The organism is Planococcus liqunii (assembly GCF_030413595.1).
GTDB lineage: Bacteria > Bacillota > Bacilli > Bacillales_A > Planococcaceae > Planococcus > Planococcus liqunii.
Window position 1 is genome coordinate 1,026,097 of record NZ_CP129238.1, and the last position, 15,684, is coordinate 1,041,780.

The 15,684-nt window shown below is 47.4% G+C and carries 13 protein-coding genes; 12 read left to right on the top strand and 1 reads right to left on the bottom strand.

What is annotated here, in order from left to right; translation table 11 throughout:
- Positions 1-16 precede the first annotated feature (16 nt).
- The 12 genes from QWY22_RS05085 (at position 17) to QWY22_RS05140 (ending at position 14,561) form a co-directional block, all read left to right on the top strand.
- Positions 17-1,705: an adenine deaminase C-terminal domain-containing protein gene (locus QWY22_RS05085; protein ID WP_436836784.1), complete on the top strand. Its 1,689-nt coding sequence runs from the start codon at positions 17-19 to the stop codon at positions 1,703-1,705.
- A gap of 180 nt (positions 1,706-1,885) precedes the next feature.
- Positions 1,886-2,206 (top strand): YerC/YecD family TrpR-related protein, encoded by a 321-nt coding sequence (locus QWY22_RS05090; RefSeq protein WP_036805966.1) that lies wholly within the window; start codon positions 1,886-1,888, stop codon positions 2,204-2,206.
- Between the two features lie 186 nt (positions 2,207-2,392).
- Positions 2,393-3,094, top strand: a complete 702-nt coding sequence (gene pcrB / locus QWY22_RS05095; RefSeq protein WP_436836774.1) for a heptaprenylglyceryl phosphate synthase — start codon at positions 2,393-2,395, stop codon at positions 3,092-3,094.
- 31 nt (positions 3,095-3,125) lie between these two features.
- Entirely contained in the window at positions 3,126-5,339 is a 2,214-nt protein-coding gene (gene pcrA / locus QWY22_RS05100; protein ID WP_300983407.1) for a DNA helicase PcrA, read from the top strand.
- 15 nt (positions 5,340-5,354) lie between these two features.
- The gene (ligA, locus tag QWY22_RS05105) at positions 5,355-7,361 is read left to right on the top strand and encodes an NAD-dependent DNA ligase LigA (protein WP_300983408.1); all 2,007 of its coding nucleotides are present in this window, start codon (positions 5,355-5,357) and stop codon (positions 7,359-7,361) included.
- Positions 7,362-7,374: 13 nt separating this feature from the next.
- Positions 7,375-8,505, top strand: a complete 1,131-nt coding sequence (locus QWY22_RS05110; RefSeq protein ID WP_300983410.1) for a CamS family sex pheromone protein — start codon at positions 7,375-7,377, stop codon at positions 8,503-8,505.
- A 226-nt stretch (positions 8,506-8,731) separates the two neighbouring features.
- A complete protein-coding gene (gatC, locus tag QWY22_RS05115; RefSeq protein ID WP_036805930.1) occupies positions 8,732-9,022 on the top strand; it encodes an Asp-tRNA(Asn)/Glu-tRNA(Gln) amidotransferase subunit GatC in 291 nt (96 codons plus the stop codon).
- A gap of 19 nt (positions 9,023-9,041) precedes the next feature.
- A complete protein-coding gene (gatA, locus tag QWY22_RS05120) occupies positions 9,042-10,511 on the top strand; it encodes an Asp-tRNA(Asn)/Glu-tRNA(Gln) amidotransferase subunit GatA (protein WP_300983411.1) in 1,470 nt (489 codons plus the stop codon).
- Positions 10,508-11,938 (top strand): Asp-tRNA(Asn)/Glu-tRNA(Gln) amidotransferase subunit GatB, encoded by a 1,431-nt coding sequence (gatB, locus tag QWY22_RS05125; protein WP_300983412.1) that lies wholly within the window; start codon positions 10,508-10,510, stop codon positions 11,936-11,938. The genes gatA and gatB overlap by 4 nt, the downstream gene beginning before the upstream one ends.
- Before the next feature lie 228 nt (positions 11,939-12,166).
- Positions 12,167-12,727: a thioredoxin family protein gene (locus QWY22_RS05130; RefSeq protein WP_300983413.1), complete on the top strand. Its 561-nt coding sequence runs from the start codon at positions 12,167-12,169 to the stop codon at positions 12,725-12,727.
- Between the two features lie 182 nt (positions 12,728-12,909).
- The gene (locus QWY22_RS05135) at positions 12,910-13,821 is read left to right on the top strand and encodes a diacylglycerol kinase (protein ID WP_300983415.1); all 912 of its coding nucleotides are present in this window, start codon (positions 12,910-12,912) and stop codon (positions 13,819-13,821) included.
- Between the two features lie 92 nt (positions 13,822-13,913).
- A complete protein-coding gene (locus QWY22_RS05140; protein WP_300983417.1) occupies positions 13,914-14,561 on the top strand; it encodes a metallophosphoesterase family protein in 648 nt (215 codons plus the stop codon).
- A 530-nt stretch (positions 14,562-15,091) separates the two neighbouring features.
- On the opposite strand, the gene QWY22_RS05145 is transcribed toward QWY22_RS05140, so the two are convergent.
- A complete protein-coding gene (locus QWY22_RS05145; RefSeq protein ID WP_036805912.1) occupies positions 15,092-15,526 on the bottom strand; it encodes an NUDIX hydrolase in 435 nt (144 codons plus the stop codon).
- Positions 15,527-15,684: the final 158 nt, after the last annotated feature.

The following is a 15,684-nucleotide window of genomic DNA, read 5'->3' on the forward strand; positions in this document are numbered from 1 at the left end:
CGAAATTAGACAGCAAATGAAGGTAATTACGAAAGAAGCATCGCCGGATCTTGTTCTGACGAATGCAACTTATTTACATGGCATATTCAAAAAATGGATGACCGGAAACATCTGGATCAAGGATGACCGGATTGTTTACGCAGGACAAGAAATGCCGAACATCGGCAAAGACACGGAAGTTGCAGACATGACCGGCAAATTTATCGTACCCGGATACATAGAGCCTCATGTTCACCCTTACCAGCTGTATAATCCGCAGACATTTGCTGATTACGCAGCGCAAGGCGGAACCACGACGTTTCTGTCGGACAACCTGACTTTGTTTTTAGCATTGGAAAACGAGAAAGCGTTTTCATTGCTGGATGAACTGCGAAAGCTGCCGTTCAATTATTATTGGTGGACTCGCTTTGATTCGCAGACAGAGATGAATAATGAAGACCATTTATTCACATCCAAGTCAGTCGGAGAATGGTTGGACCGTCCGGACGTCCTGTTAGGCGGCGAATTAACAGGCTGGCCGAAGCTGATGGCAGGCGATGATCAAATGCTGTACTGGATCCAGAAAGCGAAACTGGGCCTGAAAAAAATTGAAGGCCATTTCCCAGGGGCTTCTGAAAAGACTTTGGCCCGCATGAGGCTCCTTGGAGCAGACGGAGACCACGAAGCGATGACGGTTGACGAAGTGGAAATGCGCTTGCTGCACGGCTACGGCGTGACGCTTCGCCATTCTTCCATCCGCCCGGATTTGCCGAGCTTGCTCAAAGGCATTGTCGAACGTGAGTTGAATGTATTTGATAAGCTGATGATGACTACGGACGGCTCCACTCCTGGTTTCCATCAGGACGGGGTTATGGATTTGTGCATCCAAATTGCACTGGATGCAGGAGTGCCGCCGATTGATGCTTATATGATGGCATCTTATAATGTGGCCCGTTACTACAATGTAACGAACCTGCATGGTTTGATTGCCACAGGGCGCATGGCCAACTTGAATATTCTGGATGATATTGAAAATCCAGTGCCGTCCGGCGTTATTTCAAAAGGCGTCTGGCTGAAGAAAAACGGTGAAAAAGTATATACGCTTCCAACAATCGACTGGTCGGTTATGCCGGAGCTCGATATGAAATTTGACTTGACGGAAGACGATTTCCAGTTCTCCATGCCTTTCGGAATCGAAATGGTCAACGACGTGATTACAAAACCCTATTCAGTCAATGTCGACACCCACGACGGCAATTTGTCGAAGACCCATGATGAAAGCTTTATGATGCTGGTGGACCGGCATGGGAAATGGCGCGTCAATACATTGATCAAAGGCTTCGCCGCAGGAGTCAGCGGATTTGCTTCTTCGTATACCAATACAGGGGACATCATCTTAATCGGAAAAAGCCGGCGCGATATGTGGGCCGCTTTTGAAGAACTGAAGCGCATCAAGGGAGGCATCATCTTGATCGAAGACGGAGAAAACGTCTGCACGCTGCCGCTGCCAATAGGCGGAGGCATGTCCGATCTGCCGATGGAGCAATTGATCCCGCAGGAGGCGGCTTTGAAAGAAGCGCTGAAAGAGCGCGGCTATAAGCATGGCGACGCCGTTTATACGCTATTGTTCTTACAGGCTACCCATCTGCCTTATGTGCGCATTACGCAAAAAGGGATTTATGATGTCATGAACAAAAAAATCCTGTTTCCGGCATTTATGCGCTGAGATATAGCTGTAGCTTTAGAATAGCCATATTATTTTTCTCTGCTTGGCTAAAGTGCTAAACTAGTGAAACAGGCTTCTTAATTAAATGTCTTATACCGGGCATGGAGAAGCGGGCTTCTTCATGCCTTTGACATGGGATGAGCCAGCTCAGGAAGAGGAATGAAAGGACGGTGAAGCTGCATGCAGGTGGATAAAATCCGCGGACCGCAAACAGACCAATTGATCGAAGCAATCTTGGCGCTGAAAGATAAAGAAGAAGCTTATCGTTTTTTCGATGATCTTTGCACCATCAGTGAAATCCAATCGCTGTCGCAGCGTTTGGAAGTAGCGCATATGCTGAGAATGAAAAAAACATATGAAAAAATTAAGAATGAAACCGGTGCGAGTACAGCCACGATTTCACGTGTGCGCCGCTGCCTGAATTACGGCAACGACGGCTACGATGAAATGCTGGGACGTCTGTATCCAGACGAAAAACCGTTTCAACTTCCAAAAGACTGAACAAAAGAGTTGCCGCAAATTTACTGCGGCAACTCTTTTGCGATGAATCCAGCAAAGCATTTTAGAGCAGGTTTTTGTTTGAAAAAGAGGGGCTAGCCGACGAGTTGCGTAGTAGACTTATCGGTTGGCCCCGTTTTTTTGTTATAATGAAGTGATGAAAAAAGAACCAAGGTTAGGTGGATGATTGTGGACTTTCAAACATGGCGTCATGTCTTTAAATTAGATCCGGCGAAAGCCATTTCGGATGAACAGTTGGAACGAATTTGCGAATCTGGGACCGATGCCATCTTGATTGGCGGAAGCGATAATGTCACACTCGACAATGTCCTTGATTTAATGGCGCGGGTACGCCGCTACACAGTACCGGTTGTGCTGGAAGTATCGGCAATTGAAGCGGTAACGCCAGGGTTTGACTTTTATTTCATTCCGACCGTTTTAAACAGCGACAATCCCTTATGGGTCAAAGGCCTTCACCACGAAGCCATCCGGGAATATGGAGATATTATGGACTGGGAAGAATTAATTCCGGAAGGCTACTGCATTTTAAACCCCGATTGCAAAGCGGCAGAACTGACACAGGCCAAAACGGATATCACAATTGATGATGTGGTGGCATATGCGAGAATGGCGGAACATTTTTTCCGGCTGCCGATTTTTTATATGGAATACAGCGGTACATACGGAAATGCCGGCTGGGTCCGGGATGTCCGCCGCGTGCTGGACAATACCCGTTTGTTTTATGGAGGCGGCATCGATTCGCCGGAGAAGGCGAAAGAAATGTCCGCCATTGCTGATACAATCGTCGTCGGCAACTTGATTTATGAAAATATCGAAAATGCGATGGCAACCGTACAGGCGGTTGCGGAAACGGATAACAAGTCGCTATAATAAAAAGAACAGACGTTCGAGGTGGTGCACAATGGAAATCATTACAAAGAATTTATTAAAAGGGATGAATCCTGAACAAGAACAGGCGGTTAAATCAACTGACGGCCCGTTGCTGATCATGGCAGGTGCCGGATCGGGGAAGACGCGCGTGCTGACGCATCGCATCGCTTATTTAGTGCTTGAGAAAGAAGTTTACCCTTCCAATATTTTGGCAATTACATTTACAAATAAAGCCGCGCGCGAAATGCGCAGCCGAATCGATGGGCTGCTCGGGCACGGGACGGGAGAACGCATGTGGGTTTCGACGTTCCACTCGATGTGCGTCCGCATTTTGCGCCGGGATATCGACCGGCTTGGCTTTTCCAAAAACTTTTCGATTTTGGATACGACCGACCAGTTGACAGTCATCAAGAATGTCCTGAAACAGCTCGATCTGGATCCGAAAAAATATGAACCCCGTACGATGCTGAATGCCATTTCTTCATCGAAAAACGAATGCATCAGTGCAACGGAATTTGCAGCGAATATGAATCCGCATAACCCGTATGAAAAAACGGTGGCAGATGTCTATGCCGCTTACGAAAAGCGGTTGAAAAAGAATCAATCGCTTGATTTTGACGATTTGATCATGACAACGCTGACGTTGTTTAACACGGTGCCGGAAGTATTGGAGTTTTATCAGAACAAATTCCATTATATCCATGTTGATGAGTACCAGGATACAAACAATGCCCAGTACCAGCTCGTCCAGAAATTAGCGAGCAAATTTAAGAACATTTGTGTTGTCGGGGATTCCGATCAGTCGATTTACCGCTGGCGCGGAGCGGATATCACGAACATCCTGTCGTTTGAAAAAGATTACCCGAATGCAAAAGTCATTATGCTGGAGCAGAACTACCGTTCGACCAAACGGATTTTGCAGGCAGCGAACGATGTCATCAAGAAAAACAAGAGCCGCTATCCGAAAGAATTGCGGACCGATAATGCGGATGGCCCGGCAATCACGCTCCATAAAGCGGGAGATGAACGCCAGGAAGCGCAGTATGTGGTCCAGACCATCCAGAAGCTGATGCAAGAAGAAGGTTACAAAACCTCGGATTTTGCGATTCTTTACCGTACGAATGCCCAGTCGCGGGTGCTTGAGGAAATGTTCGTCAAATCGAATATGTCGTATACGATTGTCGGCGGAACGAAGTTCTATGACCGCAAAGAGATCAAGGATTTGTTGGCTTATTTGCGCTTGATCGCCAATAACGACGACGACTTGTCGCTTGCCCGGGTCATCAATGAACCGAAACGCGGCATCGGCGCTACTTCGTTTGAACGCATGGCCCGTTTTGCCATCGAGCAGGACCGCACCATAATGGATGCCCTGCAGGAAGCCGATTTTATGGGATTGACGCCGAAAACGGCGCAGACAGCCCTCGAATTCCGCAATATGATCAATGGCTTTACGCAAATGCAGGAATATCTGTCGGTGACGGAACTGGTTGAGGAAGTCTTGAAAAAATCAGGCTACAAGCACATGCTGCAAATCGATAAAACCATTGAAGGCGAAAGCCGCCTGGAAAACTTGAATGAGTTCTTATCGGTTACCCAGGCATTTGAAAAGCAAAGCGACGATAAATCACTGGTCGCTTTCCTGACGGATTTGGCCTTGATCTCCGATATCGACTCCGTCGATGACGAAGAAGATGCAGACGGGCCGATCATTTTGATGACTATGCACGCCGCAAAAGGGCTTGAATTCCCTGTCGTCTTTATCATCGGACTGGAGGAAAACGTCTTCCCGCATTCCCGTTCAAACAACGATGACGACGAATTGGAAGAAGAACGCCGCCTAGCTTATGTCGGCATCACACGGGCTGAACAGCGCCTGTATTTGACGCATGCTTCATCCCGGACCTTGTTCGGCAAGAGCAATTACAATATGCCTTCTCGTTTCATCAATGAAATATCGGAAGAGCTGATTGAACAATCAACACCGGTTCACCGTGCCGGGGCAGCGACCAGCTACAGACAGGCCTCGCGGCGGGCAGCCGTCAGCCGTCCAGCCTACGAGCCGTCCGGCGGCGACAAACTCGGATGGCGCTCAGGCGACCGTGCGAAACATAAAAAATGGGGTACCGGGACAGTAGTCAGCGTCAAAGGCGAAGGCGAACAAACTGAACTTGACATTGCATTTCCAAGCCCTGTCGGCATCAAACGGCTATTGGCGAAATTCGCGCCGATCGAAAAAGAATAATCGGGAGGAAACCAAATGGACCGCATACAAGCAGAGCAACGCGTTACTGAGTTAAACGAACAACTTCGGGGGTATGGCCACGCCTATTACGTGCTCGACAAACCGGCTGTTCCCGACTCTGTTTACGATCAATTGATGAACGAATTAATCGAACTCGAGACTTTGTATCCCGATTTGATTTTCCCCGACTCACCGACTCAACGGGTTGGCGGCACACCGATTTCCAACTTCGATAAAGTGACGCATGCCTTGCCGATGCTCAGTTTATCAAACGTTTTTAATGAAGAAGACATACGCGATTTTGACCGCCGAGTGCGAAGCGGCGCCGGGGACAATATTGAATATGTCTGTGAACTGAAAATCGATGGGCTTGCGGTCTCCCTGATTTATGAAAATGGCCAGTTTGTCCGGGGAGCGACCCGGGGAGACGGCCGCGTCGGGGAAGACATTACCGTCAACCTGCGTACAGTGCGCACCATCCCGTTGAAACTGCGGAAGTCCGAATCCTTGGAAGTGCGCGGCGAAGTATTCATGCCGAAAAAATCATTCCATGCATTAAATGCAGAACGCGGGGAGCGCGGCGAGGAATTGTTTGCCAATCCAAGAAACGCTGCTGCCGGATCGCTGCGCCAATTGGATCCGAAAATCGCAGCGAGCCGGAATTTGGATGTCTTTATCTATGGCATCGGCGGAGACGCTGAATCGCACGGATTGAGCGAGCACGAAGAAACGCTGCAGTTTATCGAGGCGCTCGGTTTCAAAACGAACAACGAACGCCAAGTGTGCCGAAGTGTGGAAGAAGTGCTGGCTTATATCGAGAAATGGACAGCGCAGCGTGCGGATTTGTCTTATGAAATTGACGGCATCGTCATCAAAGTGAACCGCTACCTGCAGCAGCAGGAACTCGGGTTTACAGCAAAAAGCCCGAAATGGGCAACAGCTTATAAATTCCCGGCAGAAGAAGTGATGACCACTATCCGCGACATTGAACTCAGTGTCGGACGCACAGGTGTCGTAACGCCGACTGCCATACTTGATCCGGTGTCTGTAGCAGGGACAACTGTTCAGCGTGCTTCACTTCACAATGAAGACTTGATCCGCGAAAAAGACATTCGCATCGGAGATAAAGTTATCATCCGAAAAGCAGGGGACATTATTCCGGAAGTAGTCTCTGCTCTGATTGAACAGCGGACGGGAGACGAACTGCCATTTGAGATGCCCGAGAATTGTCCGGCCTGCGGAAGCGAACTGATCCGGATTGAAGGGGAAGTGGCGCTTCGCTGCGTCAATCCGCAATGCCCGGCTCAGATTACCGAAGGATTGATTCATTTTGTATCGCGCAATGCGATGAATATCGAAGGGCTTGGAGAAAAAGTGATCGAGCAGCTATATCGGGAAGGCTTGATTGCCGATATTTCGGATATCTACAAGCTGACGAAAGAGCAATTGCTGAAACTTGAACGGATGGGAGAAAAATCTGCATCCAATTTGATTGCGGCCATTGATGCTTCGCGCAGCAATTCGATGGAGCGTTTATTGTTCGGCCTTGGCATCCGCCACGTCGGCGAACGGGGAGCTCGGATTTTATCCGAGCATTTCGGTAGCATGGAGAAATTGATGACTGCCACTTTTGATGAACTCATCAATATCCATGAAATCGGCGGGAAAATGGCCGATTCGATTGTGGCGTATTTTGAAACAGAAGAAGTTCAACAATTGATGCAACGTTTAGCTGAAGCAAACGTCAATTTAACTTATACAGGGACACGCGTTCAAGTTGAAGAAGGCGCAAATGCCTTTGCCGGCAAGAAAATCGTTTTGACCGGAAAACTTGAAAAACTGACGCGCGGCGAAGCACAGTCACAGATTGAAGCGCTGGGCGGAAAAGTATCCGGCAGTGTCAGCAAGAAAACGGATCTGGTCATCGCAGGCGAAGAAGCTGGTTCAAAACTGGCGAAAGCGTTGGAACTGAAAGTGGACGTTTGGAACGAAGAACGTCTCATTGAAGAATTGAGTAAATGAGGAGATTTGGAACATGAAACGCTTATGGTGGATTCCGGTCAGCTTATTGCTGCTTTCGGGATGTGTGCCTTCTGATTCGGATGAAGCGGAAGTGCTCAAGACAGAAGAAGAAGCAGCAGAAACGGCGATCATTCCGAGCATGCAGCTGGATGACCGTTATTACCGGACGTTGCTGCCGTATAAACAAAGTGCCACGAGAGGCAAAATCGTTAACCGGCTGAATTCCCGCTACGATATTAAAGAAGCGGAAAACGGACTATTGAGATTGTCGCAGAATCAATTTTCACCGGATGACTATTATTTTCAGGAAGGCCAGAAGCTAACGGATGAAGATGCGAATGCATGGCTTTCACGTGCAAGCAAAGACAATCCTTTAGGCTTGAATCCGGCCGATCCGCGTTCAGAAGCGCAGAAAAAAGCGGGAGAACGCCCACCGGCTGAAATCCTGGCCCATATTGTCGAACAGAATTACTTGGTGAAAACGAATGAGGAAACGATCCGCCTGGGCGGTGTTTCCATTGGCTTAGCCTTAAACTCCACTTATTACAATTCGGTCAATGAAATTGCCTATGAGGAAGCCATTTCGCAGGCACAGATCGAAAAAGAAGGAGTGCGCCTCGCCAACGAAATCGTGAAACGCCTACGTGCAAAAGAAGGAATGGCGAAAGTGCCAATCACGGTCGGGCTGTATAAACAAAATAGCCGCGGAGCCATTACGCCGGGAACTTATTTTTCTTATGGCGTGGCGCCAGGCGGACAGGAAGCGGTCGCCAATTGGACTCCAGTCAATGAAGAGTATGTTGTATTTCCAACTTCAGGAGCTGAAGAAAAATACCGGGAAGTGGATACAACCTTCCGCAACTTTAAAATGGATGTCGAAGAATATTTCTCAAACTTCACAAGCGTCATTGGCACAGGCTTCTACCAGGAAAACCAATTGCGCAAAATGCAAGTGGATATTCCCATCCAGTTTTATGGCTCGGCTGAATTGATCGGATTCAGCCAATACTTGACCGGGCTTGTGCTGGAACATTTCCCTGGAAACCTGGAAGTGGAAATCAGTGTCACTTCAACGAATGGTCCGGAAGCGCTGATTTTAAGGAAAGCCGATCAAAAAGAACCGGTTGTTCACATTTATGAATAATTTGCACTGGAATAGGGAGAGCCACGCCGGCTGTCCCTATTCATTTTTTCTGTCCAGGCTTCAGCGACCAGATTCTCGGGGTCATAAGCCACTTTGGCTGTGCGGCTAAAGATACGCCGCTTCGCCAAATCGTCTTATGCCCATCGAATCTAGACGGTCGCTTTCGCTTTTCTAAGAAAAATGCTATGATATTACGTATGTTTACTGAATCCGGAGGTGTAGAGAAATGGCGAAAATGACAAAAGAAGAAGTAATTGAAGTGGCCCATTTGGCGCGCTTAGCGATCACTGATGAAGAAGCTGTGCATTTTGCAGATCAGCTGGAAGCAATCACAAACGCAATGGAATTGCTGAATGAGCTGGACACTGAGAATGTGGAACCGACGACGCACGTACTTCCAATGGTCAATGTACTGCGTGAAGATAAATCAATTCCGGGACTGGACCGTGAATTGGTGCTGAAAAACGTAAAAGAACATGAAGCGGGGCAAATTAAAGTTCCGACGATTCTTGACTGATAAGGAGGAGAGCAAAAAGATGGCATTAGCAGATAAAACGGCAGCTGAGCTGCAAGAGTTGATACATACAAAGGAAATGACCATTTCTGAAATGGCGGAGCAGGCGTTTGACCGCATTGAAGAGCTTGATTCGAAAGTTGATGCTTTCTTGGCTATCGACAAAGAAGGTGCTTTGAAGCAAGCCGCACAATTGGAAGACACGCCTCTTGATGAGCGTGGGCCGTTATTCGGTTTGCCGATTGGCGTCAAAGACAATATCGTCACAGAAGGCATTGAAACCACGGCTTCAAGCCGGATTCTTGAAGGCTTTAACCCGATTTACGATGCAACCGTTGTGGAGAAAATCAAAGCTGCAGGTATGGTCATTGTCGGCAAATTGAACATGGATGAATTTGCGATGGGGTCTTCCAATGAGAACTCGTATTACAAAAACACAAAAAACCCTTGGAACCTTGAAACTGTACCAGGCGGATCTTCAGGCGGATCTGCAGCAGCTGTAGCTGCTGGAGAAGTACCGTTTACGCTTGGTTCAGATACCGGTGGATCTATTCGCCAGCCTGCTGCATTTTGCGGCGTGGTGGGTATGAAGCCGACATACGGCCGTGTTTCCCGTTTTGGATTGATTGCTTATGCTTCGTCTTTGGATCAAATTGGGCCAATCACCCGTACGGTTAAAGACAACGCCTTGCTATTGAACACAATTGCTGGACACGACGAGAAAGATTCAACTTCTGCAAACGTTGAAGTACCGGATTTCGCTGCTGCATTGACGGGCGACATCAAAGGGCTTCGCATCGGCGTTCCAAAAGAGTACTTTGCAGAAGGCGTCGGCGAAGCTGCCAAACAGGCAGTCCGCGATGCATTGAAAGTGCTTGAAGAAAAAGGCGCGACATGGGAAGAAATTTCTTTGCCGCATTCGAAATATGCTCTTTCGACGTATTACTTGATCGCTTCTTCTGAAGCTTCATCCAACTTGTCGCGCTTTGATGGAATCCGCTACGGATACCGCACCCAAAAAGCGGGCACTTTGCTTGAGTTTTATATGAATACCCGTTCTGAAGGCTTTGGCGACGAAGTGAAGCGCCGCATCATGCTTGGGACATATGCACTTAGCTCCGGCTACTACGACGCGTATTACAAAAAAGCACAAAAAGTGCGCACATTGATCAAACAGGATTTCGATAAAGCGTTTGAACAATACGATGTCATCATCGGGCCAACAACGCCGACGCCGGCATTTAAAATCGGCGAAAAAATCGACGATCCGCTGACGATGTATGCGAATGACATTTTGACGATTCCTGTCAACTTGGCTGGGGTGCCGGCGATTTCGGTTCCTTGCGGTTTTGACAATGGCTTGCCGCTTGGCTTGCAAATCATCGGGAAATATTTTGATGAAGAAACGGTTTACCGCGTTGCTGACGTTTTCGAGCAGGCAACCGATTTCCATAAAAAAACTCCTCAAGTTTGGGAGGGAGCTGCACAATGAATTTTGAAACAATCATCGGGCTCGAAGTACACGTCGAGCTAAAAACAGAATCCAAAATGTTCTCTCCTGCACCGGCTCATTTCGGCGCAGAACCGAACACCAATACAAACGTGATCGATCTTGGCTACCCAGGCGTTTTGCCGGTCGTCAACAAAACTGCAGTGGATTGGGCGATGAAAGCGGCGCTTGCATTAAACTGCCAAATCAACCGCCACACAAAATTCGACCGCAAAAACTATTTCTATCCGGACAATCCGAAAGCTTACCAGATTTCGCAATTTGATGAGCCAATCGGCGAACACGGCTGGATCGAAATTGAAGTAAAAGGCGAGAAAAAACGCATCGGCATTACACGTCTCCATATGGAAGAAGATGCCGGAAAGCTGACGCATACCGGCAATGGCCATTCACTTGTAGACCTTAACCGCCAAGGTACGCCGCTGATTGAAATCGTGTCAGAGCCGGACATCCGCACGCCGGAAGAAGCTTATGCCTACTTGGAAAAAATCAAAGCGATCATCCAGTACACAGGCGTTTCTGATGTGCGCATGGAAGAAGGTTCGCTTCGCTGCGACGCCAACATTTCACTTCGTCCATACGGGCAAGAGGAATTCGGAACAAAGACGGAATTGAAAAACTTGAATTCATTCAACTTTGTGCGCAAAGGAATCGAGCACGAACAAGTCCGCCAGGAACAAGTGTTGCTTTCAGGCGGCATTATCGAACAAGAAACCCGCCGTTACGATGAATCGACAGGAAAAACCCTTTTGATGCGTGTGAAAGAAGGATCGGACGATTACCGTTACTTCCCGGAACCGGATCTTGTCGATATCATCATTGACGACGCTTGGATGGATCGCGTCCGTGCAGAAATTCCGGAACTTCCGGATGCCCGCAAAGCGCGCTATGTTTCTGAACTTGGCTTGTCATCATATGATGCGATGGTCCTGACGCTGGCGAAACCGATTTCGGACTTCTTTGAAGCGACAGTTGCGGCCGGCGCTGATGCAAAACTTGCATCTAACTGGCTGATGGGTGAAGTTTCGGCTTACTTGAATGCTGAGCAAAAAGAATTGAGCGAAACGAAATTGGCGCCTGAAGGTTTGGCTGGCATGATCAAGCTGATTACAGATGGTACGATTTCTTCTAAAATCGCTAAAAAAGTCTTTAAAGAATTGATTGAAAAAGGCGGAGACGCGAACTACATCGTCAAAGCAAAAGGGCTTGTCCAAATTTCGGACGAAGGCACATTGCGTGAATTTGTTACAGCTGCTTTGGACAACAACCCGCAATCGATTGAAGACTTCAAAAACGGCAAAGACCGTGCAATCGGCTTCTTGGTCGGCCAAATTATGAAGCAGACAAAAGGGCAGGCAAACCCGCCATTGCTCAATAAAATCCTGCTTGAAGAAATTGCAAAACGATAAGATGACGAGATGGCCCTTTCACGGGCCATCTTTTTAATGTCTTCATAATTAACGGGCGAAAGGCTAAAATAGGTTGAAGCTTCTACTTACTACAAGTAAACTAAGGATAAAGAGAAACTTCACTTGAAATACTGAACCGTGTGAAGTTGTGTTATTTGAGTTTTTGCTGCCTGGAAGAAGGGTAATCTACTGGGTATGAAAGCAGGATAAAGGAGAAGTGATCTTACGATGTCAACGGAACAACAGTATTTTGAAAATGCGATTACTTTAGAGAGCTATATGGCTCAAATGGAGTCGAACCAGGAAAAATCTTATTCCATCTTCGAGAAATTCGAACTGCCGGAAGATCCGGAATTTATCAATTTATTAAAAGAAAAGCAGCCACATGTTTTGGTCATTACAGAAGATTGGTGCGGCGATGCGATGATGAACAATGCGATTTTGCGGAAAATTACAGAAGCGGCGGATGTAAAAGTGCGTTGTGTATACCGCGATCAGAATTTGGAATTGATGGACCAGTACTTGACGAACGGCGGCCGCTCCATTCCGAAATACATCATCCTATCAAAAGAAGGCGAAGTGTTGGGGGACTGGGGACCGCGTGCACCAAAAGTCCAGGAGTTCGTGACAGAAAAAAGATCGGTCCTTCCTGAAAAAGATGATCCTCAATTTGATTTGAATTTAAAAACAGTAATCGGTGAAATATCCGATGGCTTTACTTGGAACAGTGATTTTTGGCAGGCGGTTTATGAAGACTTGCGCAAGACTTTTTTTGACGTATTGAAGTAAGTATGAAGGAAGCCGGCTCGCTGCCGGCTTTTTCTTAGCGAGAAGAACGCGCAAACGTTTAAGGGCAAAGACTGGGCAGTCTGCAAAGTTCTAGGTCCAGCCGCCGGCGTTTTCTTGATGGCAACTTCCTGCTGACTAAAGGAGTCTTATTCTATAGAACGTTGAGAAAGGCTGAATGGGGTATGAAACGAGCACGAATCATTTACAATCCGACTTCCGGACGCGAATTGTTCCGCAAACACCTTCCGGAAGTGCTTGAAAAAATGGAGAAAGCGGGATACGAAACATCCTGCCACGCCACTACTGGCGAAGGCGATGCCACGGTAGCCGCCTCCATTGCAGTAAATAGAAACTATGACTTGATTGTTGCTGTTGGTGGAGACGGGACCTTGAACGAAGTGGTTGCAGGGGTATCCCAATTTAAAAACCGGCCGAAAATCGGTTTGATTCCCATGGGGACGACAAATGATTTTGCACGTGCCGTCCAGATTCCCCGGGATATCAATAAAGCTGTTGATATCATTATTCAGGGCAAATCGATCCCCGTCGATGTCGGCATGATGAATGAACGTTATTTCATCAATATTGCTGGAGGCGGCAGATTGACCGAACTTACGTATGAAGTTCCAAGCAAACTGAAGACGGTGCTTGGGCAGTTGGCCTATTATTTAAAAGGCATCGAAATGCTGCCATCCATCCGTGCTTCCAATGTCCGGATTGAATACGATGGCCAGGTTTTTGATGACAAGGCCATGTTGTTTTTAATCGGACTGACAAATTCCGTCGGCGGATTCGAAAAGCTGGCGCCTGATGCCAGCATTAATGACGGGAAATTCACTTTGTTGATTTTAAAGGAATTAAACATGGCGGAGTTTATTCGGGTCGCGTCTTTGGCCCTGCGCGGAGAACATTTATCCGATCCCCATGTCATCTATGCAAAAGCCAGCAAAATTTCCGTATCTTCCAATGAACGGGTTCTTTTGAATCTGGACGGCGAATATGGCGGATTGCTGCCGGCCACATTTGTGAACCATGCACGCCATATCGAAGTGATGGTTCCGCTATCGGCAATTGATGAACAAGACCAAGAATAAGAGTGGAACTTCCATAAGCAAAAGGCCAGATCGAGATCGATTTGGTCTTTTCGCATCTTTATTTTTTCTTTTAACAAAGGAGGCTTGGTGAGATGAATTATTTTGTGATCGGTGATGTACACGGCTGTTATCACACATTCAGTCAGTTGGTTGCCCGCGAATGGGACAAAGAAAATGAAGTGCTGGTCCAAGTGGGGGATTTGATAGACAGGGGAAACCACGCGCCTGAAGTAGTAGCTATAGTGAGGCAAATGAATGCGGATTGGCCGGAGCAAGCCATTTTCTTGAAAGGCAACCACGAACTCGAAATGGAAGAGCATGTTTTCCATGGTCCGAATCCGAATTGGCTAAGGCAAGGCGGAGCAGAAACACTCGCTCAATACGAACAGGCGAATCGTGATTTTGAGTCGGACATGGAATGGCTGAGAAGCCGGCCTCTATTCTTTGAAACCGACGGATTGTTTGTCAGCCATGCGGGAATTTCTCTGCAGGCAGAAAATCCTCTGGTTGAATGGGATGTGTACGGCATTCTGTGGAACCGCAGCCCGTTGAAGAATATCGGCAAACTTCAAATCATCGGCCACACACCGCGTCAAGAACCGCTGTACGAGGAGCAAAGCCGTGCGTGGAATATTGATACAGGCGCTGTATACAACGGGTATTTAACGGGAGTGAAAGTGAAGCCGAATGGGGACATCATCGGATTTGTGAATGAAAAAACAGATCCTCGTGATATTTGAGTGAAGACCTCTCTGCTATAAGTAAAGACAAAAAAACCATGGATGAAAATCCATGGTTTTTTTCAGACTGTAGACAAAGGCTAGATGAAATGTATAGCAATGCATAAAATCAACCGGACCGGCCACTTCGCTTTCCGTGGGCTCAGCTTCAGCCTCCTCGTCACTAACGTTCCTGCGGGGTCTTCAGCTTTCGCTGGTCCCACAGGAGTCTCCGTGGCCGGACCGGTTGGGAGTGTCACTTTCATTTGAAAGCGAACGATCATCCGATTGACTCTCCACCATCTGATTGTAGAAGAAAAGCGATACCTCCGGGTAGCCTCCACGCTAAGAATCCAAAGTGGAAGCCGGCGACTCCAGCGGGATTTCGGCGCGAGCCCGCGGACTGCGTCCGGCTGTAACGGAGGATCCGGGATTTTCTATCCAATCGGATATTGATTCAGCTATCATGTGTGAAAATTCTTTTGTCTACAAGCTCAAAAAAACCATGGATAAAAATCCATGGTTTTTTAGCTTACTTCCATATGAATCGCTTATTCCATCAATTCAAGCGCAGCATCCTGGTCAGCAGCGAGTTTCGGGCAATGGGCTACCGGCTCCCAGTGGAACATGAATGTCCGCCCGTTGTCCTGTCCATCGCTGACAATTGTGTGTTCCCAGTAATCGACACGCTCGCCTGTGTATTCAAAGTGGAAGATGTTTCGTTCATATACTTTATCTTCTTGCTGGTCCGGATAATAATTGTATTTGTGTACCTTGCCCACAAATTCCAGTACTGCACGCGGCAAGCCGGTTTCTTCCTGCACTTCCCGGTACAGGGCATCGATCAGCATTTCGCCTTCTTCGATAGTTCCTCCAGGGACTTGAAGACCTGCTTCCGGTTCTCCTTGGTGTTCGAATACCAATAATTCTTTCTGGTCTTCGGGACCTCTCGTAATATAAGCAAATACTTTCCGTCTTGTTCTCATGCTGCATCATCCTTTTTTATTGTTCTTAATAGAATACTAAATATTTAGAAATATTTCAATTGCTTGACCCTTTTTTGTTGTCACAAGTTATTCAAAGCTCCTTTAATTATTGCCTTTTTATAGGGTTTATAAACCAAGAAAGAAGGAGAGATAAGGTA

What these genes read in the sequence shown, in the direction of transcription:
- QWY22_RS05085 (WP_436836784.1), top strand. Translation starts at nt 17, where the DNA reads ATGAAGGTAATTACGAAAGAAGCATCGCCGGATCTTGTTCTGACGAAT.
- QWY22_RS05090 (WP_036805966.1), top strand. Translation starts at nt 1,886, where the DNA reads ATGCAGGTGGATAAAATCCGCGGACCGCAAACAGACCAATTGATCGAA.
- pcrA (WP_300983407.1), top strand. Translation starts at nt 3,126, where the DNA reads ATGGAAATCATTACAAAGAATTTATTAAAAGGGATGAATCCTGAACAA.
- ligA (WP_300983408.1), top strand. Translation starts at nt 5,355, where the DNA reads ATGGACCGCATACAAGCAGAGCAACGCGTTACTGAGTTAAACGAACAA.
- QWY22_RS05110 (WP_300983410.1), top strand. Translation starts at nt 7,375, where the DNA reads ATGAAACGCTTATGGTGGATTCCGGTCAGCTTATTGCTGCTTTCGGGA.
- gatC (WP_036805930.1), top strand. Translation starts at nt 8,732, where the DNA reads ATGGCGAAAATGACAAAAGAAGAAGTAATTGAAGTGGCCCATTTGGCG.
- gatA (WP_300983411.1), top strand. Translation starts at nt 9,042, where the DNA reads ATGGCATTAGCAGATAAAACGGCAGCTGAGCTGCAAGAGTTGATACAT.
- gatB (WP_300983412.1), top strand. Translation starts at nt 10,508, where the DNA reads ATGAATTTTGAAACAATCATCGGGCTCGAAGTACACGTCGAGCTAAAA.
- QWY22_RS05130 (WP_300983413.1), top strand. Translation starts at nt 12,167, where the DNA reads ATGTCAACGGAACAACAGTATTTTGAAAATGCGATTACTTTAGAGAGC.
- QWY22_RS05135 (WP_300983415.1), top strand. Translation starts at nt 12,910, where the DNA reads ATGAAACGAGCACGAATCATTTACAATCCGACTTCCGGACGCGAATTG.
- QWY22_RS05140 (WP_300983417.1), top strand. Translation starts at nt 13,914, where the DNA reads ATGAATTATTTTGTGATCGGTGATGTACACGGCTGTTATCACACATTC.
- QWY22_RS05145 (WP_036805912.1), bottom strand. Translation starts at nt 15,526, where the DNA reads ATGAGAACAAGACGGAAAGTATTTGCTTATATTACGAGAGGTCCCGAA.